20 protein-coding genes are annotated in these 25,899 nt (G+C 67.6%); 12 read left to right on the top strand and 8 right to left on the bottom strand.

Features of this window, described 5'->3' with window-relative positions:
- Nucleotides 1–149 precede the first annotated feature (149 nt).
- On the top strand, nucleotides 150–3,548 hold the full coding sequence (locus tag GXK59_RS10360; protein WP_160666541.1) for a pyruvate carboxylase: 3,399 nt from the start codon (nucleotides 150–152) through the stop codon (nucleotides 3,546–3,548).
- A gap of 82 nt (nucleotides 3,549–3,630) precedes the next feature.
- Here the strand turns inward: GXK59_RS10360 and GXK59_RS10355 are convergent, their stop codons facing one another.
- Nucleotides 3,631–5,451 carry an AMP-dependent synthetase/ligase gene (locus tag GXK59_RS10355; protein WP_160666539.1) on the bottom strand — a complete coding sequence of 607 codons (1,821 nt, stop codon included), beginning with the start codon at nucleotides 5,449–5,451 and terminating at the stop codon, nucleotides 3,631–3,633.
- Between the two features lie 237 nt (nucleotides 5,452–5,688).
- Here GXK59_RS10355 and GXK59_RS10350 point away from each other — a divergent pair, with 237 nt between their 5' ends.
- The gene (locus GXK59_RS10350) at nucleotides 5,689–6,780 is read left to right on the top strand and encodes an ROK family glucokinase (protein WP_160666537.1); all 1,092 of its coding nucleotides are present in this window, start codon (nucleotides 5,689–5,691) and stop codon (nucleotides 6,778–6,780) included.
- Here GXK59_RS10350 and GXK59_RS10345 read toward each other — a convergent pair.
- From GXK59_RS10345 to GXK59_RS10335, 3 genes are read right to left on the bottom strand one after another with little or no spacing between them, the layout of a single operon-like run.
- Nucleotides 6,777–7,397: a hypothetical protein gene (locus GXK59_RS10345; RefSeq protein WP_160666535.1), complete on the bottom strand. Its 621-nt coding sequence runs from the start codon at nucleotides 7,395–7,397 to the stop codon at nucleotides 6,777–6,779. The genes GXK59_RS10350 and GXK59_RS10345 overlap by 4 nt on opposite strands.
- Nucleotides 7,390–8,193, bottom strand: coding sequence for an alpha/beta hydrolase (locus tag GXK59_RS10340; RefSeq protein WP_160666533.1), 804 nt, complete (start codon nucleotides 8,191–8,193; stop codon nucleotides 7,390–7,392). Before GXK59_RS10340 ends, GXK59_RS10345 begins: the two co-directional genes overlap by 8 nt.
- Entirely contained in the window at nucleotides 8,190–9,014 is an 825-nt protein-coding gene (locus tag GXK59_RS10335) for an alpha/beta hydrolase (RefSeq protein WP_160666531.1), read from the bottom strand. The genes GXK59_RS10340 and GXK59_RS10335 overlap by 4 nt, the downstream gene beginning before the upstream one ends.
- Nucleotides 9,015–9,125: 111 nt before the next feature.
- Here GXK59_RS10335 and GXK59_RS10330 point away from each other — a divergent pair, with 111 nt between their 5' ends.
- Both GXK59_RS10330 and GXK59_RS10325 read left to right on the top strand, forming a co-directional pair.
- Entirely contained in the window at nucleotides 9,126–9,869 is a 744-nt protein-coding gene (locus GXK59_RS10330; protein WP_160666529.1) for a lysophospholipid acyltransferase family protein, read from the top strand.
- Nucleotides 9,870–9,948: 79 nt separating this feature from the next.
- Complete coding sequence (locus GXK59_RS10325; protein WP_443094280.1) at nucleotides 9,949–11,382, top strand: class II 3-deoxy-7-phosphoheptulonate synthase; 1,434 nt, start codon at nucleotides 9,949–9,951, stop codon at nucleotides 11,380–11,382.
- An 88-nt stretch (nucleotides 11,383–11,470) separates the two neighbouring features.
- Here the strand turns inward: GXK59_RS10325 and GXK59_RS10320 are convergent, their stop codons facing one another.
- Nucleotides 11,471–13,594 carry a Stk1 family PASTA domain-containing Ser/Thr kinase gene (locus GXK59_RS10320; protein WP_160669092.1) on the bottom strand — a complete coding sequence of 708 codons (2,124 nt, stop codon included), beginning with the start codon at nucleotides 13,592–13,594 and terminating at the stop codon, nucleotides 11,471–11,473.
- 118 nt (nucleotides 13,595–13,712) lie between these two features.
- Nucleotides 13,713–15,113 carry a lytic transglycosylase domain-containing protein gene (locus tag GXK59_RS10315; RefSeq protein ID WP_160666527.1) on the bottom strand — a complete coding sequence of 467 codons (1,401 nt, stop codon included), beginning with the start codon at nucleotides 15,111–15,113 and terminating at the stop codon, nucleotides 13,713–13,715.
- A 278-nt stretch (nucleotides 15,114–15,391) separates the two neighbouring features.
- Between GXK59_RS10315 and GXK59_RS10310 the strand changes: the two genes are divergently transcribed.
- Nucleotides 15,392–15,745 (top strand): Rv2175c family DNA-binding protein, encoded by a 354-nt coding sequence (locus GXK59_RS10310; RefSeq protein WP_024367566.1) that lies wholly within the window; start codon nucleotides 15,392–15,394, stop codon nucleotides 15,743–15,745.
- A 185-nt stretch (nucleotides 15,746–15,930) separates the two neighbouring features.
- Here the strand turns inward: GXK59_RS10310 and GXK59_RS10305 are convergent, their stop codons facing one another.
- Both GXK59_RS10305 and GXK59_RS10300 read right to left on the bottom strand, forming a co-directional pair.
- Entirely contained in the window at nucleotides 15,931–17,025 is a 1,095-nt protein-coding gene (locus GXK59_RS10305) for a polyprenyl synthetase family protein (RefSeq protein WP_160666525.1), read from the bottom strand.
- The gene (locus tag GXK59_RS10300; protein ID WP_160666523.1) at nucleotides 17,022–17,555 is read right to left on the bottom strand and encodes a hypothetical protein; all 534 of its coding nucleotides are present in this window, start codon (nucleotides 17,553–17,555) and stop codon (nucleotides 17,022–17,024) included. The genes GXK59_RS10305 and GXK59_RS10300 overlap by 4 nt, the downstream gene beginning before the upstream one ends.
- 74 nt (nucleotides 17,556–17,629) lie before the next feature.
- Between GXK59_RS10300 and dinB the strand changes: the two genes are divergently transcribed.
- The 7 genes from dinB (at nucleotide 17,630) to GXK59_RS10265 (ending at nucleotide 25,898) form a co-directional block, all read left to right on the top strand.
- Nucleotides 17,630–18,892 (top strand): DNA polymerase IV, encoded by a 1,263-nt coding sequence (gene dinB, locus GXK59_RS10295; protein WP_443094279.1) that lies wholly within the window; start codon nucleotides 17,630–17,632, stop codon nucleotides 18,890–18,892.
- Nucleotides 18,893–19,169: 277 nt separating this feature from the next.
- Nucleotides 19,170–19,541, top strand: a complete 372-nt coding sequence (locus GXK59_RS10290; RefSeq protein WP_160666521.1) for a DUF3040 domain-containing protein — start codon at nucleotides 19,170–19,172, stop codon at nucleotides 19,539–19,541.
- A gap of 425 nt (nucleotides 19,542–19,966) precedes the next feature.
- Nucleotides 19,967–20,395: a division/cell wall cluster transcriptional repressor MraZ gene (gene mraZ / locus GXK59_RS10285; RefSeq protein WP_160666519.1), complete on the top strand. Its 429-nt coding sequence runs from the start codon at nucleotides 19,967–19,969 to the stop codon at nucleotides 20,393–20,395.
- Nucleotides 20,396–20,591: 196 nt separating this feature from the next.
- Nucleotides 20,592–21,590, top strand: a complete 999-nt coding sequence (gene rsmH, locus GXK59_RS10280; RefSeq protein ID WP_160666517.1) for a 16S rRNA (cytosine(1402)-N(4))-methyltransferase RsmH — start codon at nucleotides 20,592–20,594, stop codon at nucleotides 21,588–21,590.
- Nucleotides 21,587–22,270 (top strand): hypothetical protein, encoded by a 684-nt coding sequence (locus GXK59_RS10275; protein ID WP_160666515.1) that lies wholly within the window; start codon nucleotides 21,587–21,589, stop codon nucleotides 22,268–22,270. The genes rsmH and GXK59_RS10275 overlap by 4 nt, the downstream gene beginning before the upstream one ends.
- A 42-nt stretch (nucleotides 22,271–22,312) precedes the next feature.
- The gene (locus GXK59_RS10270) at nucleotides 22,313–24,115 is read left to right on the top strand and encodes a peptidoglycan D,D-transpeptidase FtsI family protein (protein ID WP_160666513.1); all 1,803 of its coding nucleotides are present in this window, start codon (nucleotides 22,313–22,315) and stop codon (nucleotides 24,113–24,115) included.
- Between the two features lie 124 nt (nucleotides 24,116–24,239).
- Nucleotides 24,240–25,898 (top strand): UDP-N-acetylmuramoyl-L-alanyl-D-glutamate--2,6-diaminopimelate ligase, encoded by a 1,659-nt coding sequence (locus GXK59_RS10265; protein WP_160666511.1) that lies wholly within the window; start codon nucleotides 24,240–24,242, stop codon nucleotides 25,896–25,898.
- Nucleotide 25,899 lies beyond the last annotated feature (1 nt).

Below are 25,899 nucleotides of genomic sequence, written 5' to 3'. Positions count from 1 at the left end.
TGCCTGAACTGGTTGTCCGGCGGACCTGCCTGATCCGGCATACGTGACGCGCGTCGCTGTGACGGTCGCCACAATAATTTGTGTTTGCCCGTCCGGTTCTTAGACACTGTGACGAATTACCGGTACACCCGCGATGATGCAGGAGAAGTATGTTTTCGAAGATTCTGGTGGCCAATCGCGGCGAAATTGCGATCCGTGCCTTCCGCGCCAGCTACGAGCTGGGTGCCAAGACTGTTGCTGTCTTCCCGAACGAGGACCGCAACTCAATCCACCGCCAGAAGGCCGACGAGGCATATCTGATTGGTGAAGAGGGCCACCCCGTCCGGGCCTACCTCGACGTCGACGAGGTGGTGCGCGTGGCCAAGGAATCCGGGGCCGACGCCATCTACCCCGGCTACGGATTCCTCTCCGAGAATCCGCGCCTGGCACGGGCCGCCGCGGAAGCCGGCATCACGTTTGTTGGGCCGCCGGCCGAGGTCCTGGAACTTGCCGGCAACAAGGTTGCCGCCCTGGAGGCCGCCCGCAAGGCCGGCGTGCCGGTGCTGAAATCCAGCCAGCCCTCGAAAGACCTCGACGAACTCATCGCAGCCGCCGACGTGATCGGCTTCCCCATTTTCGCCAAGGCTGTCGCCGGCGGCGGCGGGCGCGGCATGCGCCGCGTCGACACCCGCGAGGCCCTTCCCGAAGCGCTGCAGGCCGCCATGCGCGAAGCGGACGCGGCCTTCGGTGACCCCACCATGTTCCTGGAGCAGGCCGTCCTGCGTCCCCGCCACATCGAGGTCCAGATCCTGGCCGATGCGGAGGGCAACGTCATGCACCTCTTCGAGCGCGACTGTTCCATCCAGCGCCGCCACCAGAAGGTCATCGAGATCGCGCCGGCACCTAACCTCGACGAAGGCATCCGGCAGGCGCTCTACCGCGACGCCGTGAAGTTCGCCAAGGCGCTGAACTACGTCAACGCCGGCACCGTCGAATTCCTCATCGACACCGTGGGGGAGCGGGCGGGCCAGCACGTCTTCATCGAAATGAACCCGCGGATCCAGGTCGAACATACCGTCACCGAGGAAGTCACGGACGTCGACCTCGTCCAGGCTCAACTGCGCATCGCCGCCGGTGAGACCCTCGCGGACCTGGGCCTCTCCCAGGAGACCGTCCAGCTCAAGGGTGCCGCCCTGCAGTGCCGCATCACCACGGAAGACCCGGCCAACGGCTTCCGGCCCGACGTCGGCAAGATCACCGGCTACCGGTCGGCCGGCGGCGCCGGTGTACGGCTCGACGGCGGCACCGTCTACTCCGGTGCGGAGATCAGCCCGCACTTCGACTCGATGCTGGTCAAGCTGACCTGCCGCGGCCGCGAATATCCGGCCGCGGTGGCCCGGGCGCGCCGTGCCCTCGCCGAGTTCCGCATCCGCGGGGTCTCCACCAACATCTCCTTCCTGCAGGCGGTCCTGGACGACGCCGACTTCATCGCCGGCAACGTGGCCACCTCGTTCATTGACGAACGCCCCGAGCTGCTCAAGGCCCGGGTCTCCGCAGACCGCGGCACCAAGCTGCTGACCTGGCTCGCCGAAGTCACCGTGAACAAGCCCAACGGCGAGCTCACGGTCCACAGCGATCCCGCTGCCAAACTCCCCGCCCTGGACGACGCGGCCGCCGCTCGGCCGGGCTCCCGGCAGCGGCTGCTGGAACTGGGGCCGGAAGGTTTCGCGCAGGCCCTGCGCGCGCAGGATGCCGTCGCCGTAACGGACACCACGTTCCGTGACGCCCACCAGTCGCTGCTCGCCACCCGGGTCCGCACCCGCGACCTCGTGGCAGCCGGCCCGGCAGTGTCCACGCTCCTCCCGGAACTGCTCTCCGTCGAGGCCTGGGGCGGAGCCACCTACGACGTCGCCCTGCGCTTCCTCGGCGAGGACCCCTGGGACCGGCTCGCGGCGCTGCGCAAGGCCCTGCCGAACGTCTGCCTGCAGATGCTCCTGCGGGGCCGCAACACTGTCGGCTACACCCCGTACCCGGAAGAGGTCACGGTGGCTTTCGTCAACGAGGCCGCCGCGACCGGCATCGACATCTTCCGCATCTTCGACGCACTCAACGACGTCAACCAGATGGCCCCGGCCATCCGCGCCGTCCGCGAGACCGGCACCGCCGTCGCGGAGGTGGCCCTGTGCTACACCGCCGACATGCTGGACCCGAACGAGACGCTCTACACCCTCGAGTACTACCTGGAGCTGGCGCAGAAGATCGTCGACGCCGGCGCGCACATCCTGGCGATCAAGGACATGGCCGGCCTGCTGCGTCCCGCCGCTGCTGCCCGCCTCGTGACGGCCCTGCGTGAACGCTTCGACCTCCCGGTCCACCTGCACACGCACGACACCGCCGGCGGACAGCTGGCAACACTGCTGGCAGCCGTCGACGCCGGAGTGGACGCCGTGGACGTGGCCTCCGCCTCGCTGGCCGGCACCACCAGCCAGCCCTCAGCCTCCGCGCTGGTGGCAGCCCTGGCGCACACGCCCCGCGACACCGGCCTGAGCCTGGCCAACGTCTGCGCCCTGGAACCGTACTGGGAGGCCGTCCGACGCGTCTACGCCCCGTTCGAGTCCGGACTTCCGGGCCCCACCGGCCGGGTCTACCAGCACGAGATCCCCGGCGGCCAGCTCTCCAACCTGCGCCAGCAGGCGATCGCCCTTGGCCTCGGTGAGCGCTTTGAGGCCATCGAGGACATGTACACCGCGGCGGACCGCATCCTCGGCCGGCTCGTGAAGGTCACCCCGTCCTCCAAGGTTGTCGGCGACCTCGCCCTGCACCTCGTGGGACTCAACGCCGATCCCGCGGACTTCAACGAGAACCCGCAGAAATACGACATCCCGGACTCCGTGATCGGCTTCCTGTCCGGTGAACTGGGCGATCCTCCCGGCGGCTGGCCGGAACCGTTCCGCACCAAGGCCCTGCAGGGCCGCACGGTCAAGGTCCGCGACGTCGAGCTCAGCGCCGAGGACAGCGCCGCCCTCAAGTCCGACTCCAAGACCGTGCAGCAGACCCTCAACCGGCTGCTCTTCGCCGGGCCCACCAAGGACTACCAGAAGAGCGTGGAGTCCTACGGCAACCTCTCGGTCCTTGACACCCGCGACTACCTGTTCGGGCTGCAGCGCGGCGCCGAGCACGAGATCGAGCTGGAGAAGGGCGTCCGCCTGATCGCCTCACTCGAAGCCGTCTCCGAACCGGACGAGAAGGGCATGCGCACGGTGATGTGCACGCTCAACGGCCAGTCCCGCCCGGTGGTGGTCCGTGACCGTTCCGTCGTCAGCAACGTCAAGGCAGCAGAACGGGCCGACACCTCCCAGCCCGGACAGGTGGCCGCACCGTTCGCCGGCGCCGTCACCCTGACCGTCAAGGCAGGCGAGACGGTCAAGGCCGGCGACACCGTCGCCACGATCGAGGCCATGAAGATGGAAGCATCCATCACGACGCCGGTGGCCGGTACCGTCTCGCGCCTCGCCGTCGGTGCGATTGAACAGGTCCAGGGCGGAGACCTGCTGCTCGTCGTCGAGTAGCCGCCACCAACCACAGCACGACAAAGAAGGAGGGTCCTTCCGGCCGAGGCTGGAAGGACCCTCCTTCTTTATAAGGTGATGCCTAGACCTGGTTGGGACGCGGGGCGCCGTACATCTCCTCGATGACGTTCTCGAAGTCCTTCATCACCTGCGCGCGCTTGACCTTCATCGACGGCGTCAGGTGCCCGGACGCCTCCGTGAAGTCGGCCGGGACGATCCGGAACGACTTGATGGCCTCGGCCTGGGAGACCGACTGGTTGGCGCCGTTGATGAGTTCCTGCACCGCGGCCTTCACCACCGGGTTGTCGGTGGCCTCGACCAGGGTCGTTGAGGCGGGGAGCCCGTGGCGGTGCAGCCAGCCGGGCAGGGCCTCCTCGTCGAGGGTGACCAGGGCTCCGATGAAGGGCCGGTTGTCGCCCACCACGAGCACCTGCGAGACCAGCGCGTCGGCGCGGATCTGATCCTCCAGGAGGGCCGGAACGACGTTCTTGCCGCTGGCCGTGACAATGATTTCCTTCTTGCGTCCCGTGATGGTCAGGAAGCCCTGCTCGTCGAGGTGTCCAATGTCGCCGGTGCGGAACCAGCCATCGACGAAGGACTCCGCGGAGAGGTCCTCGCGCTTGTAGTAGCCGCGCATGACGCACACGCCCTTGGCCAGGATTTCGCCGTCGTCGGCGATCTTGACTGCGTTCCCGGGAATCGGGGCGCCGACCGTGCCGATCTTAATCAACTCTGGCGTGTTCACGGTAACGGGGGCCGTGGTCTCGGTCAGCCCGTAGCCTTCCAGGATCTGCATGCCGATGCCCTGGAAGAAGTGACCCAGCCGCTCACCCAACGGGCCGCCGCCGGAGACGGCGTGGGCCACCTCGCCGCCCATGGCCGCGCGGAGCTTGCCGTAGACGAGCTTGTCGAAGAGGGTGTGCTTAAGCTTCAGGCCCAGGCCGACCTTGCCGGCCTGGCGGGCACGGGAGAACTCGATGGCGGTGTCCGCGGCGCGGTGGAAGATGGCGCCCTTGCCGCCGTCCTCGGCCTTGGTCAGTGCCGAGTTGTAGACCTTCTCGAACACCCGCGGCACCGCGAGGATGAAGGTTGGTTTGTAGCTCTGCAGGTCCGGCAGGAGGTTCTTGATGTCCGGCGTGTGTGCCACCGTGACGCCGCCGGCGACCGCGAGCACTGAAATGAACCGCGCGAACACGTGGGCGAGCGGCAGGAACATGATGGTCCGGGCCTGCTCGTGGACGATATTGTTCAGCGAGGTGGCCAGCGCGTTTTCGGACAGTCTCACGAAGTTACCGTGGGTCAGCTCGCAGCCCTTGGGCCGGCCTGTCGTGCCCGAGGTGTAGATGATCGTGGCGAGGTCGTCGAGGGTTGCGAGGCTGCGCCGGGCCTCCAGCTCCTCGTTGCTGACCGTCGCGCCGGCAGCACGGACCTCGTCGAGGCCCGTGCCTTCGAGCTGCCAGACGTGGGCCAGGTCCGTGAGGCCCTCGGAGGTGGCAGCCTGCCGGATGATGGCCTCGTGGTGGGCGGACTCGCCGAACGCGGCGACGGCACCGGAATCACCCAGGTTCCAGGCGACCTGCGAGGGCGAGGAGGTCTCATAGATCGGCACGGAGACGGCACCGGCGAACCAGATGGCGAAGTCAATGAGGGCCCATTCATACCGGGTGCGGGACATAATGCCAACCCGGTCGCCGGCGGCGACGCCGCTGGCCATCAGGCCCTTGGCGAGCAGGGAAACATCGGCCAGGAAATCGGTGGCCCGGACGTCCTGCCATTGTCCGGCCGCGTCAAGGCGGGAGAACAGGGCCGGGTTGGAGGTCTTTGCGGCCTGCCGCAGGACCAGGTCCGTGACGTTCGTTTCCGGGGGAACGTTGACCAGGGGCGGGACACTGATTTCTCGCACGTTAGCTCCTTTGATATCCATGGACCCGCGAGGGGTACGACTAACACTAGTATGCCCTCCGGGGGATGTGGGTTACACCACACCTACTGGCGAGTAACATACCGGCTGGGTCACCCGGGTGCCAAGCCGGAGGGGCGTGCCGGGCCGCGGCCGGGGCGCGGACCGGCGGTGATCCCCGGCCGTCCTCCCGGTGATGCGGCCTGTGCCCGGGCACTGCGGCGAATAGGATAGGGAACCATGCACACACCATCACCGGGACAGCTGCCCGGCCCGTACCGCAGAACGGCCGCCTGGCGGCGCAGGACGCTGGCGGGCGCGGCCGCCGCACCGGCCGGACAGGGTCTCCGGGAGCACTTGCGGCTCGGCCGCAAGGGCCTCGCCATCGGCGTGGACATTGGCGGCACCAAGGTGGCGGCCGGTGTGGTCGACGCGGAGGGCCGGATCCTCGCCCAGGCCAAGCGGTCCACTCCCGGCAACGACCCCCGCGCGGTCGAACAGGTCATTGTTGAGCTGGTCGAGGAGCTGGGCGAGGGCCACCGGATCTGGTCGGTAGGGATCGGCGCGGCCGGCTGGATGGACCTCGACGGCGGCACCGTGCTGTTCAGCCCGCATCTTGCGTGGCGCAACGAACCCCTCCGGGACAACCTGCAGCGGCTGCTCCGCCGGCCCGTGCTGCTGACCAACGACGCCGATGCCGCCGGCTGGGCGGAGTGGCGCTTCGGGGCAGGGCTGGGCCAGAACCGCCTGGTCTGCATTACCCTCGGAACCGGAATCGGCGGTGCCATGGTGATGGACGGCCGGCTGGAACGCGGACGGTTCGGTGTGGCCGGGGAGTTCGGCCATCAAATCATCATGCCCGGCGGCCACCGCTGCGAGTGCGGCAACCGGGGCTGCTGGGAGCAGTACGCTTCCGGGAATGCCCTGGGCCGGGAAGCCCGCGAACTCGCGGCCGCCAATTCCCCGGTGGCCCAGGAACTGCTCAAAGCGGTGGACGGCCACGTGGAGCGCATCACCGGCGTGATTGTCACCGAACTGGCCAAAGCCGGGGACGCGACGTCCCGGGAACTGCTCGAGGACGTCGGGGAGTGGCTCGGCCTGGGCCTCGCCAACCTCGCCGCCGCGCTGGATCCGGGCAAGTTCGTGATCGGCGGCGGACTCTGCGATGCCGGCGAACTGCTGGTCGGGCCGGCCCGGAAGGCTTTCGCCCGGAACCTGACGGGCCGCGGCTTCCGGCCCGCTGCAGAAATTGAACTGGCCGCCCTTGGCCCGAACGCGGGCCTGATTGGTGCCGCGGACCTGTCCCGGGTCAGCAGCCGCATGCACAGCTAGATGCGTGCGCCGTCGTCGTGCTCGTCCTTCTCACCCGGCAGCTTCATGATCAGGAAGACCACCGACGCCGCAAACGCCGCCACCATTCCGAGGATGGCCATCAGCGGGGCGGAGCGCCAGAACATCGCGGACATCACGAGCGCCACGGGGCCCCCAACCGCACCCAGCCAGGCCAGGACCGTCATCGGGTCGGCACCGGCAAGGCTGGGCGGTTCCTCCGGCACGAACCCGGCCGGGACAAACGGGTCATCCTCCGCGCCCTCGTAGTCCCGCGGCCCGGGTATGTCCCCAGGTTGGTGGCCGGCGTCCGCGGCCGCAGGGGAGGTCCCGTCGGCCTTGGCCTGTGCCAGCCGTTCCTCGGCGGAAAGTTCAATCGGCACGCCGGCGGAAAGCCCCAGCGGGTCGAAGTCGCTGAAGGGCCGGGGCGCTGCGGCGCTGCCGGCGCCGTCCGTGACGGGTGCTTCCGCTCCGCCCGCGCCGTCATGGCCTTTCCGGATTTCCGGGGCTCCCGGGCCGGTGGACGGGTTCTTTTCTTCCAGCCTCGCAACGAGATCCAGCCAGACGGCGTCGTCCTGGTTGGCGCTGGAATCCGGGGAGTTGGGGTCCGGTTTAGTCATCGGCCGTGTCCTTCTGGCTAGCGTGGGCGGCGCCCGGTGCCTGTCCCGCAGCCAGCGACCGGATGAACTCGGCCGAGCCGCGGAAGATCCGGGGCGCGTCGTTGTCCATCGTAGCCACGTGGTAACTGTTTTCCAGCCGGATCACCTCCAGCGGGGCGTGGGTCAGGCCGCGGCGCAGGGCGACCATGCTCGACTCGGAGACCACGTGGTCCACCGCGGAACGGTACACCCGCACGGGAGCGGTGATCCGGGGGAGGAGCCGCACGGTGTCCTTGAACATCTTGTTCAGTTCGTGCGCCGCGGCGACCGGCGTCCGGGAATAGGCACCCTCGTCGATGCCCTCCTTCAGGATGTCGTTGGCGATCGCCGGGGTGCTCTTCAGGACAAATTTCAGGATGCCCGCCAGCGGTGCCCGGGGATCGTCAATGACAAGGCCCGGGTTAACCAGCACTGCCCCGGCGACTGGCCGCGTGGCGGCAATCCGCAGCGCCAGCGCCCCGCCCATGGACAGCCCGGCAACGACCACCTGGTCACATTCCCCGGCGAGCTCAAGGTAGGCGGCGTCGAGTGCCGCGTGCCAGTCCTGCCAGCGCGTCCGCGCCAGCTCCTGCCAGCTGGTGCCGTGCCCGGGCAGCAGCGGCATCCGCACGGCGTAGCCGGCGTCCGCCAGCGACCTGGCCCAGTCCCTGACCCCGTGCGGGCTGCCGGTGAAGCCATGCGAGACCACGACGCCGGTGCGGGTGCCGGTCCCGGTGAACGGGCTGCTGAACGGCGTGTGGTCCAGGGGAATGGTCATGGGGTCTCCGGGATTCTGGTGGCGGGGCTCTCCCGTGCCGCCGCGGCTTGCGGCGCGGCGGCTGCATGGTGCAGGAAGAACTGAACGGACTGCGCAAAAATCAGGGGGGCGTCGACGTCGAGCGTCGCCACATGCCCGCTGTCCGGCAAACTGACCACCGCGAGCTCCCGCGATCCCAGCCGCTTCCGGAGCAGTTCGATCGAGGTGGGCGGAACCACGGTGTCGGTAACGGACTTGAACACGAGCGCCGGCGCGGTGACGGCGGGCAGTTCGCGCAGCGCGGCCCCGAAGAGCCTGCTCAGCTGGTGGACGGCTTCCAGCGGGGTGAGTGAGTAGTCGCCGTCCCCGGTGGTCACGGGCGCCGGGTTCGGTTCCTGGGCCGGGACGGTGGTGCGCTGGAAGTGCTTCAGCAGGCCGATGTAGCGCACCCGCCGGTCATAGAAGCTCAGTCCCGGATTGACGACGGCGACCCCGGCCACGTGATGGCGCGCGGCCACGCGCAGCGCGATGGTGCCACCCATGGACAGTCCAGCCGCGTAGCAGTGCCGGGTTCCGGCGGCGAGCTCCAGATAGGCGGCCTCAAATTCCCGGTACCAGTCCAGCCAGCTGTGGCGGGCGAGGTCGCGCCAGTCCGTGCCATGCCCGGGCAGCAGCGGGACGGACACCGCGAAGCCCTGCCGGGCCAGGTGCCCGGCCCACGGAAGGACGCTCAGTGGACTACCCGTGAAGCCGTGGCAGATGGCCACGCCGATGCCTGCGTTGGCGCCGTGGCCGGGATAACTGAACGCTGCGGGCGCCAGGGGAGTGCTGCTTCCGGTCATGAGCCCATCGTGTCACTGTTCCGGACAAAACTCACTAGAGTAGGGTGTCATTGAAGTCCTGGCCGGGTCCGATGGAGGGCCGGCCAGACGCCTTCCGGAGAGGTACACCACGTGTTTTATTGGTTCATGAAGACGTTCGTTCTCGGGCCGGTCCTGAAGACGCTTTTCAGGCCCTGGGTCAAGGGCCTGGACAACGTCCCCGCCGAGGGCGCAGCGATTCTGGCCTCCAACCATCTGTCCTTCTCCGACTCCATCTTTATGCCCCTGATGGTGCCCCGTCCCGTCGTGTTCCTCGCAAAATCGGAGTACTTTACCGGCAAGGGAATCAAAGGCCGGCTGACGGCCACCTTCTTCCGGCTCACCAACCAGCTGCCGATGGACCGCTCCGGCGGGGCCGCGTCCGCGCTGTCACTCAATGCCGGCATGGACGTGCTGAAGAACGGCTCGCTCCTGGGCATCTACCCCGAGGGCACCCGCAGCCCGGACTCCCGTCTGTACCGCGGCAAAGTGGGCGTGGCGCGCTTGGCCCTGCAGGCCCGCGTCCCTGTGGTCCCGGTTGCGATGATCGGCACGGACAAAGTCCAGCCGATCGGCAAGCGGATGCCCAACATCCGGCGCATCGGAATGATCTTCGGCGAGCCGCTGGACTTCAGCCGCTACTACGGCATGGAGGACGACCGGCTGATCCAGCGGTCCGTGACCGACGAGATCATGTACGAACTCATGCGGCTCTCCGGCCAGGAATACGTCGACGAGTACGCCGCCGTCGTCAAGCTCCGGCTCGCCGGGAAGGCCGCGGAGGTCCCCGAGGAAGGCACCGCCGGCTCCGGTCCAGCCAATCCCGGGACCGGCTGAGGGGACCGTGTGACGGGACCCGCGCAGTCAATGACGGCCCGGGTCCGACGATCGCCGCGGAGGCAACTATCCTTGGTATGTGACTGAGCTATCTGCGCCTTCGGCCTTCCCCCTGAACAGTTCCCTGAGCGGCTCGCCCCTGGCGGGCTCGGCCCTGACCAGCACCGCCCAGAGTGGTGCCGCCAACTATCCCGGCCTGGATCACTGGCGGGAGCTGCCGGCTTCCCAACAGCCGAGCTGGTCGGACAAGGCAGTCTTCGAGGCCTCGGTCAAGGAACTGTCGGTCCTCCCGCCGCTCGTCTTTGCCGGCGAAGTGGACATCCTCCGCGAACGCCTCGCCGCCGCGGCGCAGGGCAAGGCCTTCCTGCTTCAGGGCGGCGACTGCGCGGAAACGTTCGAGGCCGCCACAGCGGACAAGATCAGTGCCCGGGTGCGCACCATCCTCCAGATGGCCGTCGTCCTGACCTACGGCGCTGCCATGCCGGTCATCAAGATGGGCCGGATGGCCGGGCAATTTGCCAAGCCGCGCTCGTCCAACGATGAAACCCGCGAGGGCGTCACGCTGCCGGCCTACCGCGGCGACATCGTCAACGGCTATGACTTCACGCCGGAATCCCGCGCCCACGACGCCGGCCGGATGTTGAAGGCCTACCATACGTCCGCCTCCACCCTGAACCTGATCCGCGCGTTCACGCAGGGCGGCTTCGCCGACCTGCGGCTCGTGCACCAGTGGAACAAGGGCTTCACGGAGAACCCCGCCCACGCACGCTACGAGTCGCTGGCCCGGGACATCGACCGTGCCATCAAGTTCATGGCCTCCTGCGGCGCGGATTTCGAGGCGCTCAAGCGCGTGGAGTTCTACGCAAGCCACGAGGCGCTGCTGCTCGACTACGAACGCGCTCTGACCCGCATCGACTCCCGCACCGGCTTCCCGTACGACACCTCCGCGCACTTCCTCTGGATCGGTGAGCGCACGCGCGAACTGGACCACGCGCACGTCGACTTCCTCTCGCGGGTGCGCAATCCGATTGGTGTGAAGCTGGGGCCGGGCACCAGCGGCGACGACGCGCTGCGCCTGATCGACAAACTGGATCCGGACCGTGAACCCGGCCGCCTGACGTTTATTACCCGGATGGGTGCCGGCAACATCCGGGAGAAGCTGCCCCCGATCGTGGAGCGGGTCACCGCGTCCGGCGCACAGGTCCTCTGGGTCACCGACCCCATGCATGGCAACACGGTCACCTCGCCGAACGGCTACAAGACCCGGAACTTCGACGACGTCATCGACGAGGTGCGCGGCTTCTTCGAGGTCCACCACGCGCTGGGCACGGTCCCTGGCGGCCTGCACGTCGAAATGACCGGCGACGACGTGGCAGAGTGCCTCGGAGGGGCCGATCCGGTGGACCAGGAGTCCTTCCTGGACCGCTACGAATCGGTCTGCGATCCCCGCCTGAACCACATGCAGTCCCTCGAGATGGCCTTCCTGGTGGCCGGAGCACTGTCTAAGCGTTAAGTACCAGTTCCAAGGCGGCAAACAGCTCCGCCCCCGGCTGATCCAGCCGGGGGCGGAGCTGTTTTTGTCCGGGGCAGCCAGGCGGCTGTCAGACCACGGTCAGTGTGACAACAGAGCCCTCAGGAACTTTCTTGTTCACAGGTTCCTGGTCCCGGACGGTGCCGAAGAAGCCGCCCAGGATGTTGTTCACCCGGACTTCGAAGCCCAGCTGTTCAAGGGCTTTGCGGGCCTCGTCGACCTGCTTGCCGATGAAGCTGGGAACGTCGACGAGTTTGGGACCCTTGGAAACGGTCAGCGTCACGGTGCCGCCCCGGGTGAGGTTGCCGGAGGCCGGATCCTGTGAGACCACGGCGCCCTTGGGCACCTTTTTGTCAAAGACGGTCCCGGGTGCGATCGAGGCTTTCAGGCCGGCGGCTTCGATGGCCTTGACGGCGTCACCCTGGTCCTGGCCGCGCACGTCCGGCACCGGAAGGGGCTGCGGACCCTTGGACACGGTGAGGTCCACCGGAGTGCCGTGCCGGACAGGATTGCCGCTGCGCGGGGCCTGCGCCAGGACGGTCCCGGCGGGGGCGGACTCGTCGTACGTTTCGGCGATCTGTCCCAAAGCCATGCCTGCGCCATTGAGGGCGGTCTTGGCCTCATCCAGGGATTTGCCGGTCAGCTCGGGGAGGGGAAAGAGCTCGGGGCCTTTGGAGACTGCGAGGGAGACCGGCTGGAACTTCCGGATGACCTCTCCGGCCGCAGGTTCCGATCCGACCACCAGCCCGGGGGCCACATCGTCGTCGAAGACATCCCTGGTGTTCGACTGGAATCCAGCCGTGCGGAGCAGCTGCTGGGCCTCGGCCACCGTCTTGTTCGCGAGCTGCGGGATTGTCCCGGGGGAGCCCGGTCCCATGCCGAAGAACCAGCCTGCCCCACCGGCCAGCAGTGCCGCGATGACCAGCACCAGAATCCAGAGCAGGCCACGCCGCCGGGGGTTTCCCTCCCGCAGGCTCCGGACCGGGGTGGCCGCGGCACGCTGGCGTGCTTTCTCCTCATCACGGTCGTGTTTGCGCTGCGCCCGCTTGCTGGCAGGAGCTGCGGATGCCGGTCCGTTGGCGAAACGCTCATCGTGGTTGTCCGGGTAGGGTGCGTCCTCCGGGGCGGACAGCGGGCCGTAGCCGGGGTGCCGCGGCGAAGCGGACATCACGGTGGTCGGGTTGCTGCCGCGGCCGATGAATTCCGTGGGTTGTTGGTGGCCGCCGATGATTTCGGTGGCGCCGCTGCCGGCTCCCGGATCCGGGGCACCACCGGGACGCCTGGCGGGTGGCCCCGGCACGGGCGGCAGGGCAGGGCGTGCCGCCGGCGGCTGCAGGTCGAGTTCGGCCTGGCTCAGGTTGGTCCGGATATGGCGGAGTTCGGAGAGCAGGGAATTGCCGTCGACCGGGCGCTTGTCCGGGTCATTGGCGGTGCACCACTGCACGAGTTCGTCGATTTCGGCGGCCAGTCCGGGCACCAGCACCGAGGGGGCGCCGACGGTCGAATTAACATGCTGGTAGGCCACCTGGACGGGAATCTCGCCGTCGAACGGCTGCCGTCCGGTGATCATCTCGTAAAGCATGATCCCGACCGAGTAGATGTCGCTGCGCGCGTCGGCCTGCCTGCCGAGCACGAGTTCGGGCGAGAGGTACGCCACGGTGCCAATCAGCGCGCCGGTGCTGGTCGACGTCGAAATGGCGCGGGCCAGTCCGAAGTCGCCAAGCTTGATCCGCCCGTCGTCGGCGATCAGCACGTTCTCGGGTTTGATGTCCCGGTGGATGAGCCCCGCGGCGTGGGCTGCGCCCAGGCCTTCGACGACAGGGTCGATCAGCGCCAGCGCCACGCGCGGGGGGAGCGCGCCCTTGTCCTTGAGGACATCGCGCAGGGTGTGGCCCTTGATGTACTCCATCACCAGGTAGGCCACCCTGTCATCCTCGCCCTGGTCCAGGACGCCCACAACGTGCGGGTGCGACAGCCGGGCGGCTGCCTTGGCCTCGCGGCCCAGCCGGTCGAGGAACTGCGGGTCGCCGGCCATGTGGGGGTGCAGCACCTTCAGCGCCACATCGCGCTCCAGGCGCTGGTCGGTGGCCACATACACAGTGGACATCCCGCCGCTGGCGAGCCTGGATTGAATCAGGTACCGGCCATCCACCAGAGTGCCAACGAGAGGGTCCGACGAGTAATCCTGCACTATACGATCCTAATCGCTGCACGGAAACGGGTCCGAATCAACATGCGATCCGGACCCGTATCGTTATCCTGCGTGGGGCTTGGCCGCGCGTTAGGCGCCGCGGCCTGGGCTGTCCCGGCTCCTAGGCGAAGTTCTTCTGGTGTGCCTTGATGGACTCCACATAGCGCTTGGTGTCGTCGTACATGCCGTACTTGCTGACCGAGTACTGGCCCTGGTAGTAGCCCGCAATGGCCGTGTCCAGGTCCTTGCTGGTGCGGACCAGCTGGCGGATGATGGCGACCCCGGCCGTGGCGTTGTCGTACGGGTCCAGCAGGTTGAGCTGGCGGCCCACCAGGTCCGAAGCCCACACGCCCGAGGACGGGATGACCTGCATGGTGCCGATCGCGTTGGCGGGCGAGACCGAGCGGTGGTCGAAGCTGGATTCCTGGAAGGCGAAGGCCAGGGCCAGGGAGGGGTCGACACCCATACGGCGGGCGGTGTCCGCCACGATGGTCTTCATCTGTTCCCGGCTGGGCACCGGCGAGGCGTTCAGCAGGGCCTTGTTCTCGTTGGCGGAGCTGACGACTGCTGCCGGGTAGCTGAAGCCGAGGAAGGTGCTCGGGACGAGCGGCGTCACAGTGGCTGCGGGCGGGGCGGGGGTGGAGGCCGGCGCGATCGACGAGCCCGGAAGCGCGAGCTTCTGGCCGGGGTAGATGATGCTGCTCATCGTCAGGCGGTTGGCGGAAAGAATATCGGCGAGCTTGACGCCGTTCCTGGCCGCAATGCCGGAGAGCGTGTCGCCCGACTTGATGGTGTAGGAACCCGAGGCAGGGGCCGGAGCCGGAGTTGCGGCCGGCACCACCGGGGCGGGAGCAACCGGAGCGGGGGCTGGAGCCGACGGGGCAGGCGCGGCCGTGCCGCCGCCGATCTTGATCTGCTGGCCGGGGCGGATGATGGAGCCCATGTTGAGCCCGTTCCAGCCGAAGACCTCGGAGAGCTTGACGCCGTGGCGGGCGGCGATGGCGCTGAGTGTGTCGCCCGACTTCACGGTGTAGACGCTGCCGGCAGCAGCCGACGGAGCGGGAGCGGCCGGAGCAGCCGGCTCCGGAGCCGTGGCCGAGCCGCCGAGTTTGATCTTCTGACCGGGGTAGATGATGGTGTTCGCCTGCAGCTGGTTCAACTTCAGGATGGCGTAGGTGTCCAGGCCGAACTTACCGGCGATTCCACTGATCGTGTCACCGCGGGCGATCGTGTACTCCGCCGGGGCGGACACCTGGGCTGGGCGGAACGCGGTCGGCATGGCCGCCGGGACGGAACCGGCAGGAATCATCGCGGAACCCAGCGTCCGTGCGGTCTGTCCCTGGGCCTGGGCCTGCATGGCTGCAGCCAGCGTGGCCGGGATGGCACGGGGACGCGACTCGGCCGCTGCCGGTTGGGCGAGCGCCAAAGAAGACAGGACGACGGCGGGAAGGGCCGCCGTCGTGGCCGCAATCATCGGCAGGCTGGGCCTCGCGGCGGGTTTTGGCGAACGTGACGTCGTCATGGGAAAGGTCCTCTTCTCAGCGGCGATCGCTGCGGGTCTGGCCGGCGTTACTGGTGTTACCAGTGTGACTCAAGTTATTGCTGTTACAAATGTGATCTATGTGAATCTCTCATGAATTGGGAATTATCACAAGAACTGTTTGACGTTCCGCAAACAAGTATTTGTGGAGTGTCGGCCGCGGAGCCGCGGCCGCGGCCGGAAGCGGCGTCCGGACATCCGCAATTTAACGGGCGGGCGTCGACTAGGCGCAGGGGCTGCCGGCATGGCAATCTTGATCCGTGAGTAATGTAGAAAGCCTTGTGGGCGAATGGCTGCCCCTGCCCGATGTCGCACAGCTTCTGAACGTTTCAATTACCAAGGTCCATGCGCTCCTGGACGAACGGGCGTTGGCGGCATTGCGCGTAGGCGAACGCCGGATCCGCTGCGTTCCTGCGGAATTCATCCAGGACGGCCACGCCGTTGAGAGCCTTAAGGGAACGATTGTGGTCCTCGCCGACGCCGGTTATTCCGACGAGGAACTCATTACCTGGCTGTTTACGCCCGATGAATCCCTGCGCGGCCGCCCGATCGATGCCCTGCGTGAGGGCCGCAAAACGGAAATCCGGCGCCGGGCGCAGTCCCTGGCCTGGTAGCCGCAAACACCGTACCCGTCTTTGGCCGACGCAGACTCTGGCTGACGCAGACTCTGGCTGACGCAGTCTGCAGCTGACGCAGTCCTAAACTAACGCAGGCCCTGTACCTCGATACGAGGTGCGGGGCCTGCGTTGTCTGTATCCGTGGGGATCCCGGTCCGGCGGGCAGTGTCGGCTCAGGCTGGTCAGGCCGCTCGGCTGACCGTGGCCTCGGCGAGCTTCCGGAGCGCTGTTTTGGGCAGTTCCTCCAGCGGCAGGAGATCCAGGGCCGTGAACGCTGCGTGTCCGAATTCCTCGATGAGTACTTCCGTGGCCTGGAGTGCGCCGCAGTCGGCGATGATGCGGCGGATTTCGTCCACGTCGGCATCGTCCAGCCCGGGGCTGCCCAGCTTCGCGTCAATGAACGCCGACTCCACCGGGCTGGCCAGGTCCAGGGCGAAGGCGATCAGCACCGTCCGCTTGCCTTCTCGGAGATCGTCTCCCGCCGGTTTGCCGGTGGTGACAGGGTCGCCGAAGACTCCAAGGACGTCGTCGCGGAGCTGGAAGGCCTCGCCCAGCGGGAGGGCAAACGCCGAGTAGCCGCGGAGCAACTCGTCGTGGGCGCCGGCCAGGGCGCCCCCCAAGGCCAGCGGATGCTCCGTGGAGTACTTGGCCGACTTGAAGCGGATGATGGACTGGGCGCGGCTGACGGCCCCGGCCCGGTCTCGCCTCGGCCCGGCCACTTCCTCGAGGATATCGAGGTACTGGCCTGCCATGACCTCGGCGCGCATCAGGTTGAAGATCAGCCGTGCCCGGGTTCCGGAGGCTGCACTCTGCCCGATCTCGGTAAACGATTCCTCGCTGAAGGACAGGCACAGATCCCCGGTCAGGATCGCGGCCGCGTGCCCGAACCGTTCGCTGTCCAGCGCCCAGCCCTGCGTCTCGTGCAGTTCGCTGAAGCGCCGGTGCACGCTGGGTCCGCCCCTGCGGGTGTCCGACCTGTCGATGATGTCGTCGTGGATCAGCGCCGCGGCCTGGAAAAGCTCCAGCGCCGAGCCCGCCGTCACCACCTCATGGGCTCCTGCCTCGCCGCCGGCGCCCCGCCAGCCCCAGTAGCACATGAGCGCCCGCAGGCGCTTTCCGCCGGTGACAAGGTTCGAGATCGATCCCATCAGCGGATCGATGTCCGGGGAGATCGAGGACATCACCGACTGGCGGGTGGCCAGGAAATCGGTGAGTTTTCCGGCGACGGCGGCAACGTAGGCGGCCTGTTCCAGGCGCAGCTGCTCCGCGAGGGTCACTTGACGGACTCGGCGGCGACGTTCGCGCCGATGGTGAACGTGGAAACGCCGGCGGTTTCAATCACCGAAATGTTGACCGTTTCGTTGTCACCGCGCAGGAAATCCTTGGACGGGACGGCGCCCACGGTTTCCCCCGGAACGGCCTGGAAGCCCTGGGCTACCAGTTCCTTCGTATAGAAGGCCAGGACGTCGGCCGACGGCGCGGAGATGCTGGCGACGAGCGCCACGGTGGCGGGCGTCGTGGTCTTGTCAAAGCTGCTGGAGACAGTCTTCGCCCCGGGCATCACCGGCAGGAGCTTCTCCGGGAAGCCGGGGACCAGGGCGCCGACCGTGGCCGAGGTGCCGGGTTCCGCCGAGGGGCTTGCCGACACCGTGTTGGAGGGCCGGGCCGCGGACGGCGCAGCCGAGGCTGACGGGGAGCCCGAGGAAGCGGTCCCGGGGTTGGCGGGCGTGCAGGCGGCCAGGGCCATCAGCGTGCCCGCCGCCATAACGGCTACCGCAGCACGTTTGCGCTGTCCAAATTCCTTCACAGGGACTTTCCTCCTGGTGTTGACGCCGGATGCAGCCTCCAGTTTAGTCAGTCCCGGGGCATAGGATTGAAGACGTGGGGCCGGACCAGGACAAACAGCAGCGGGAGCAGTCTCCCCAGGGCGCAGCCCGGCGGCTCGGGGAAGCAGAAATACGCGAGCTCCGGCGGAGCAGCATCATGCACGTGGACATGGACGCGTTCTTTGTCTCCGTGGAACTGCGCAGCCGCCCGGCACTCGTGGGTAAGCCCGTCATCGTGGGCTACCCCGCCGACCGCTCCGTCGTGCTGTCCGCCTCCTACGAAGCCCGGAAATTCGGCGTCAAGTCGGCCATGCCGATGGTGGTTGCCATGCGGATGTGTCCCTCCGCCGTCGTCATCGAGCCCCGCCACAAGCTGTACTACGAGGTGTCCGGCCAGATCATGGCCATCTTCGGCTCGATTACCGAACTCGTGGAGCCACTGAGCGTGGACGAGGCCTTCCTCGACGTCGGGGGAGCCATCCGGCGGCTTGGCCCGCCCCGCGAGATCGGCGAACTTATCCGCACCCGGGTCCGCAGCGAACTCGGCATCACCGCGTCCGTGGGGATAGCGGCCAGTAAGTTCGTGGCGAAGATCGCGTCGACCCGCTGCAAGCCCAACGGCCTGCTGCTCATCGGTCCGGAGGAGACTGTCCCGTACCTGCACAGCCTTCCGGTCAGCGCCCTTTGGGGTGTCGGTGCCAAGACCGTCGAAGTGCTCTCCCGGATGGGCATCCGGACCGTCGCGGATGTCGCGGCGTCCCCGCTGCCGTCCCTCCGGAAGGTGCTCGGTGCTTCCGGAGAGCACGTCTACCGGCTGTCGTGGGGGATTGACCCCCGCCCGGTCACTCCCGTCCGGCTCGAGAAAAGCATCGGCGCGGAAGAGACCTTCGCCGTGGACACAGCCGACGAGGCGCTGCTGCACCGGGAACTGCTGCGCCTCTCGCACCGGACGGCGGAGCGGCTCCGCAGCGCCGGCATGCACGCCCGCACCGTGGCCCTGAAGCTGCGCTACGCGGACTTCTCCACGATCACCCGGAGCCGCACGGTGGGCACCCCGATCGACAGCGCCCAGTTGCTGTACGCCGTCGCCGTCCAGCTGCTGGAATCACTCGGCGACCGCCCCATGACCGTCCGGCTCGTCGGCATCAGGGCCGAGCACCTCGAGGAGGCGGCGCAGGCGCCACTGCAGTTGAGCCTTGACCGCCGGGACGACAACTGGCGCGCCGCTGAACAGGTCCTGGATCAGGTGACCCGGAAGTTCGGCACAAAATCGGTGCTTCCTGCCCGGCTCCTGGACCCCGGGACCACCCCGGGCTGACCCGGACAGTCCAGCAAGCCCATTCATGACGTCAAGGGGACGTTTGGCATCTTTCAGAACAGGGCGCAACAAACTATCCTTATTTATACGTAAGTTTGGAACGACTGGATCGAGCGTTCGGACTAATGCATGACCAGCTGAACACCCTGGAAGGGGCCGTGGTACCCCCGGTTCGACCAACGACGGCGAATGGGAACCACGCGGGATGCCCGCACGTTGTGGGTTTAGGGACACTGGCCGCGTCAGTCTGGACGTTGGCCGACTTAAGGAGGTCGTGATGCCGCTCTCGGAGCACGAACAGAAGTTGCTGGAGCAACTTGAGAAGCAGCTGCATGAGGACGATCCCAAGTTCGCCAGCTCGATGGGCTCGGACGCGGGACGTTCATGGTCAACGCGTCATCTGGTGATCGGGGTGCTGGCCACACTGGCCGGCGTCGTGCTCCTGCTGTTGGGCGTGACGATCCAAAACATCTTCGTCGGAGTGCTTGGCTTTGTCGTCATGGGCGCCGGTGTCTACTACGCCACCATGCGCGGTGGGGCCGGGAAGTCCAAGGCCGCCGGCGTTGCCCGGAAACCGGGGAAGCCCAGGAGTTCGTTCATGGGCAACCTTGAGGAACGCTGGGACGAGAGGCACCGCGGCGAACCCTGATCGCGGATCGGCACATCGTTCCCCAGCCGGCAGCCTTCCATCACTCTCCTCCACTTTCCACCACAGGAAACACCACGTGGCACAAAAGACCCGCTCCGGCGGGTCTTTTTCTGTTTGCGACACATAAACAACGCGGAACGCGGGCTTTTCTGCCGCAGGGTGCCGCCCCAGGCCGGTGAGGCCCTGCCCTGGCCCCGCGCCGGCCGGCAGGCGGCCGCAGCCCGCCACAATCCCTCCACTTTCCACCACCACGCCCAGGTCCCTGTCATTGCAGGGAACTGGACGGCGCGTGGTTCCACAAATTGACGCAGAAACCTTCGGCGTGTCGTTGACTGTGGAGCGATGTGGAGTAATGTGGAGGACGTAAGAGGGTAGTGGCAGCACAGGGGACGTTGGGCTTCCTACGAACAGACAGGCGGTGGGCCGTGTTTCTCGGCACACACTCGCCGCGTCTGGACGAAAAAGGTCGAATCATCCTTCCCGCCAAGTTCCGCGAGGAGCTCGCTGGCGGACTGGTTCTCACAAGGGGCCAGGAACGTTGCATCTACGTCTTCAGTGAGGCGGAATTCGGCCGGGTTCACGAGCAAATGCGGGAGGCGCCAATCTCCAGCAAACAGGCTCGCGACTACATCCGCGTTTTCCTCTCTGGAGCCTCCGACGAGGTGCCTGACAAGCAGGGGCGCGTGACGATTCCGCCGGCGCTCCGGGAGTACGCAGGGCTCGGCCGGGAACTCGCCGTTATCGGTGCAGGAACCCGGGCGGAGATCTGGGACGCCCAGGCCTGGAACGAGTACCTCGCTGAAAAGGAAACGGCCTTCTCGGAGACCGACGACGCAATACCGGGGATTCTCTGAACCCCCACCGCAACCAAGCAGCACTGCACGATTCTTGATCGAGATCTCCAGCCGCCCATCCGGCTGTTTTCCTGGCTCACTTCCCCGGAGCCAGGCGGACGCAGGGTAGGCGCGGATGGGGATCTGGATCAAGAAGCGGCACGCGAAGCCAGCAACCGCACTCCACGAACAAGCCGGACAACGAAAGGACGCAGGCATGACGGACCCTGACCAGTCGAAGCCTACGTCCGAACGACATGTACCGGTCCTCAAGGACCGGTGCATCAATTTGTTGGCACCGGGATTCGAAGCGGCACGCAGCCGCGGCGAGACCCCCGTCGTCATTGACGCCACCCTCGGCATGGGCGGCCACTCCGAGGCAATGCTGCAGCGTTTCCCGGACCTGCACCTGATCGGCATCGACCGTGACGAGGAAGCCCTGGCCCTCGCGGGGGAGCGCCTCAAGCCCTTCGCCGGCCGGATCGACCTCGTGCACGCCGTGTATGACGAAATCCCCGACATCCTGGCGGACCTCGGCTTCGAGGAAGTCCATGGGGTCCTCATGGACCTCGGAGTCTCCTCGCTCCAACTGGACGAGCGGGAGCGCGGCTTCGCGTACTCGTTCGACGCCCCGCTGGACATGCGCATGGACACCAGCCGCGGGCAGACTGCCGCCGACGTCGTCAACAACTACAGCGAAGAGGACCTGGTCCGGATCATCCGGAAGTGGGGCGAAGAGAAGTTCGCCGGCCGGATCGCCAACCGTATCGTCACCGCCCGCGCCGCGAAGCCCTTCACCACAACGGGGGAGCTCGTCGAGCAGATCCGTGATGTGGTCCCCGCCGGCGCTGCGAAATCAGGCGGACACCCCGCGAAGCGCACCTTCCAGGCGCTCCGGATCGAGGTCAACGAAGAACTCGACGTGCTGGAACGTGCGGTCCCCGCGGCCATCAGTGCGATCGCCGTCGGCGGCCGCGTTGTGGTCATGTCCTACCACTCGCTGGAGGACAAGATCGTGAAGGGCTTCTTCCAGGCAGGATCCAAATCCTCCGCGCCGCTCGGTTTCCCGGTGGAACTGGAAGAGCACAAGGCCGAGTTGAAAACCCTGACGAGGGGCACCGAGGTGCCCACCGCCGCCGAAATCGCCGAGAACCCACGCGCCGCCTCCGCCAGGCTCCGCGCCGTGGAACGCATCAAAGCCAGGAGGGCCGCATGAGCACCGCCGCTGTCAACAGATTCCCCGTTGCCACAGGCGCGACGGCCCGCGCCCTGCCCGGGATCACTCCCGGCACCGGCCCCTCCCGGAAAACCCGGACCCCGCTCTCCCTCGTCCGGCCAGCCCCGCGCAAACGCCGCGCGCCGTTCGTCGTGCTGTGCTTCGGCCTCCTCGCCGTGGCGCTGATGGCCGTGCTGGTCCTCAACATCTCCGTTTCCACCGCCCAGTACCAGCTGGTGCAGCTGCGCGGGGAGCAGTCCACGCTGACCAAGCAGAACCAGGACCTGACCCAGCAGGTGCAGAACTTCGACGCCCCGCAGAACCTGGCCGCCAAGGCCACCGAGCTGGGCATGGTCGCCTCCACCACCAAGGGCCAGATCGACCTTTCCACCCTGACCGTCACGGGCAAGGCCAAGCCCGCGGTGAAGGGCGACGCCCCCGGCGCAGTCATCGCCGCTCCGGCCGTGGCCGGACAACTCAGCGTCGTCCCGCCCGCCACTGTCAAAGAGCCGCTCGCAAACCGCAAACCGCCGGAGGCGGGGGCAGCTGCTGCCCCCGCAGCCGCTGCCCCGCCGGCCGTCCCGGCCGCCCCGGCCGCCCCGGCCGCCCCGGCCGCCCCCGCAGTCGAACTCCACGGGGGATCTGTTCCCGCCCCCGCGCAGAAGGTCCCCGGACAGTAACGCAGGACGGACCACCAGCCAGGCAAGCAGCAAGGAAACATCGTGGCGCAGAACACCGGCAAGGCACGCAAGGCGAAAACGCCAAGCGCGACCCGGCGGCTGCGGCTGGGCCTCGGCGTCATGCTGACGCTCCTGCTCGTCGTCGGCGGAAAGCTCTTCCTGGTCCAGGGCCTTGACGTCGGAGGCATGGCCGAGGCCGCGCTCCAAAACAGGCTCACGCCCATTGAACTGCCCGCCGAGCGCGGCAGCATCCTGGACGCCAACGGCAATGTCCTGGCCAGCAGCGTGATCCGCTACAACCTCGTTGTCGACCAGACTGTCAATACCAAGACCGAGTCATTCCGCCGGCTGGAGCAGGTGGACGGCAAGGATGCGCTCGTCAAGGTCTCCCGGGACCAGGGCATCAACGAACTGGCCACCGTGCTGGGCATGGACAGGGACACCGTCACAAACGCACTGACGGGGGACCAGCGCTACTTCATCGTGGCCAAAGACCTGAAGCCCGACGTCGAGGACCGCATCTCCAAGCTCCAGATTCCCGGCATCGTCACCGAAGGCACCAGCAAACGGGTGTACCCCAACGGCTCGGTGGCCGGCGGGATCGTCGGCTTCCTGAAGGATGGCACCACGGGCCAGGCCGGCCTGGAACAGACCCAGGACGAGATCCTCAAGGGCGCCCCCGGCAAGCGGCTGTTCGAAATCGGTGCCGACGGGCTGCGCATCCCGGTCGGAGTGGACCAGTTGACCCCGGCTGTGAACGGCAAGGACATCAGGCTCACGCTGAATTCGGACCTCCAGTACTTCGCCCAGCAGGCCATCCAGAGCCAGCGGGACAAACTCAGCGCCGAGTGGGGCGTCGTCATCGTCCAGGACATCAAGACCGGCAACATCATCGCTATGGCGGACACCAACTCCCCGGACCCCAACGACCCCGGCAAGGTCGATGCCAAGGACCGCGGCGTACGCGCCGTGACTGCCGCCTACGAGCCCGGCTCGGTGGAAAAGATGATCACGGCCTCTGCCCTGATCGAGGAGGGCAAGTCGAGCCCGCTGGACAAGTTCACCATCCCGCCGTCGTACACCGTGGACGGGCAGACGTTCAATGACTCCTTCACCCACGGCACCGAAGACCGCACCCTGGCCGGCATCCTGGGCTGGTCGATGAACACCGGCACGGTCATGGCCGGCCAGCGGCTTAGCAAGGAACAGCGCTACAACTGGCTGAAGAAGTTCGGCATCGGGGAAGCGCCGGACATTGGCCTCCCCGCCGAGGCCCAGGGCATCCTGACTCCTTATGAGCAATGGGACGGCCGCCAGGAGTACACGGTGCTGTTCGGCCAGGGCGTCTCGCAGTCCACGCTCCAGACTGTCCGGGCCTTCCAGAGCATCGCCAACAACGGCGTGATGCTCCAGCCGCGGCTGATCGACAGCTACATCAACCCGGACGGCACCGAGGAAAAGGCGCCTGTGCAGGATCCCCGGGAGGTAGTCTCCCCGGACACCGCCCGGCAGGTGCGGGACATCCTCGAGAGCGCCGTCACGGAGGGTCAGATCAAGGAAGCAGGGCTGGACGGTTACCGGGTCGGGGCGAAGACCGGCACCTCGCAATCGCCGTGCGACGACGGCACCGCCGGCTTCTGCGGCTTCACTGCATCGATGGTGGGGATGGCGCCGATGGACAATCCGCGGTTTATTGTTGAAGTGGTCCTGCAACGGCCCAAGGGCGACATCTACGGAATCTCGAATGGACCGGTCTTCCGGTCCGTCATGAGCCAGGCGCTGCGGACGTTCAACGTCCCGCCGTCCACCGGTCAGCCCGTCCGGCTGCCGCAGTACGCCAAGTAGCACCGCGCGAGAACCAGCACCACGAACGTCCGCCACGAACCTGTACCGGGAAACTGAGCCTGCGGGCCGGAGTATTCCTCCGTGCGCAGCGCCAGATCCACCAGCACCACCAACGGAGATCCACGTGTCAGATCAGAATGCCCCCGGCGCTTCCGCCGCGTCGTCCGGTCCGGGGTCCACCCCGGGCTTCCGGCCCACGGCGGTTGCTGCCGTGCCGCTGGCAACCATCGGTGATTCGATCGGCGTCGTTGTCCCCGGGACGTCCGGCTCCGTCGCGGTCACCGGGATCTCGCTGAATTCCCGTACCGTGCAGCCCGGAGACCTCTACGTTGCCCTGCCCGGCGCGAGCCGGCACGGTGCCGACTTCGTCTCCCAGGCCGTGGAGGCCGGGGCGGCCGCCGTGCTGACGGACGACGCCGGCGCGCGCCTGCTGGCCTTCTCCCACGACATCGCCGTGCCTGTGCTGCTGGCGGATGAACCCCGCAGCCTCGTGGGCGCGCTGTCGGCCCTGATCTACCGGAGCAGGCCGGACGACGCCCCGGCCCCGGCCCTCTACGGCGTCACGGGCACCAACGGCAAGACCACCACCACGTACTTCATCAACGCCCTGCTGCAGGCCCTCGGAAAGAAGACCGGGCTGATCGGCACCATCGAGATCCTGGCCGGCGGCGAACCCATTCCCAGCCTCCTCACGACACCCGAGTCCACCGACGTCCACGCCCTGCTGGCCCTCATGCGCGAACGCGGCCTCGATGCGGCCTCGATGGAGGTCTCCTCGCACGCCGTCGCGTTCCACCGCGTGGACGGGGTCGTGTTCGACGTCGCCGGCTTCACCAACCTGACCCAGGACCACCTCGACCTGCACGGGAGCATGGAGGAGTACTTCCAGACGAAGGCGCAGCTCTTCACCCCCGGGCGGGCCCGCACCGCCGTCGTGACGGTCGACGACGACTGGGGCGTCAAGCTCGCCGCCGCCGCCGGCATCCCGGTCACCACACTGGCCACACACTCCTACGGCGGGGCAACCGGAGTCCCCGCGGAAGCGGACTGGATGGTGCGCACTCCGGTCCCGCGCGGACTCGGCACCGATTTCACCCTGCGCCACCGCGACGGCACCCAGTTGCGCGTGCACACCGGGCTGCCCGGCAGCTTCAATGTCGCCAACGCCGCGCTGGCCACGGCCATGGTGCTCGCGGGCGGCCACGGTGCCGCCGCCGTCCAGGCCGCCCTCGACGCGGCCGACCCCTTCACCGTCGCTGTTCCAGGCCGCATGCAGCTCGTCTCAACCGCCCCCGCGGCGGTGGTCGACTTCGCCCACAACCCGGATGCCCTGGCCCGGGCCCTCGAGGCCGTCCGCTCCCCGGAGCCGGGATCCCGGGTGGTCGTCGTCTTTGGTGCCACCGGACAGCGGGACCAGGGCAAGCGGCCCGCCATGGGAGCCATCGCCGCACGGCTCGCCGACACCGTCATTGTCAGCGACGACGACCCGCACGATGAGGACGCCGCGGGGATCCGCGCCGACGTCCTGGCCGGTGCCATCGAGGCCAAGGAGCGCGAGGGGCTGGAGTGCAGCATCCTTGAGGTCTTCCCGCGCGACGCCGCCATCCGGAAGGCCGTGGAACTCGCTGGCCCGGCCGACACGATCCTCGTCGCCGGACGGGGCCACGAAATTTGGCAGGAGGTCAAGGGCGTCAACCTCGCCCTTGACGACAGGGTGGAGCTCCGCTCCGCCTTGACAGCCCGGGGATTCACCGTTCTCGAAGACCAGCGGATAGAGTCCTAAA

The sequence above is a fragment of the Pseudarthrobacter sp. ATCC 49987 genome (assembly GCF_009928425.1).
GTDB lineage: Bacteria > Actinomycetota > Actinomycetes > Actinomycetales > Micrococcaceae > Arthrobacter.
This window is presented reverse-complemented; position numbering and strand designations above follow the sequence as displayed.

Coding starts and splice junctions, on each gene's coding strand:
- GXK59_RS10360 (WP_160666541.1), top strand. CDS start 150: ATGTTTTCGAAGATTCTGGTGGCCAATCGCGGCGAAATTGCGATCCGT.
- GXK59_RS10350 (WP_160666537.1), top strand. CDS start 5,689: ATGCACACACCATCACCGGGACAGCTGCCCGGCCCGTACCGCAGAACG.
- GXK59_RS10345 (WP_160666535.1), bottom strand. CDS start 7,397: ATGACTAAACCGGACCCCAACTCCCCGGATTCCAGCGCCAACCAGGAC.
- GXK59_RS10340 (WP_160666533.1), bottom strand. CDS start 8,193: ATGACCATTCCCCTGGACCACACGCCGTTCAGCAGCCCGTTCACCGGG.
- GXK59_RS10335 (WP_160666531.1), bottom strand. CDS start 9,014: ATGACCGGAAGCAGCACTCCCCTGGCGCCCGCAGCGTTCAGTTATCCC.
- GXK59_RS10315 (WP_160666527.1), bottom strand. CDS start 15,113: ATGACGACGTCACGTTCGCCAAAACCCGCCGCGAGGCCCAGCCTGCCG.
- GXK59_RS10290 (WP_160666521.1), top strand. CDS start 19,170: ATGCCGCTCTCGGAGCACGAACAGAAGTTGCTGGAGCAACTTGAGAAG.
- rsmH (WP_160666517.1), top strand. CDS start 20,592: ATGACGGACCCTGACCAGTCGAAGCCTACGTCCGAACGACATGTACCG.
- GXK59_RS10275 (WP_160666515.1), top strand. CDS start 21,587: ATGAGCACCGCCGCTGTCAACAGATTCCCCGTTGCCACAGGCGCGACG.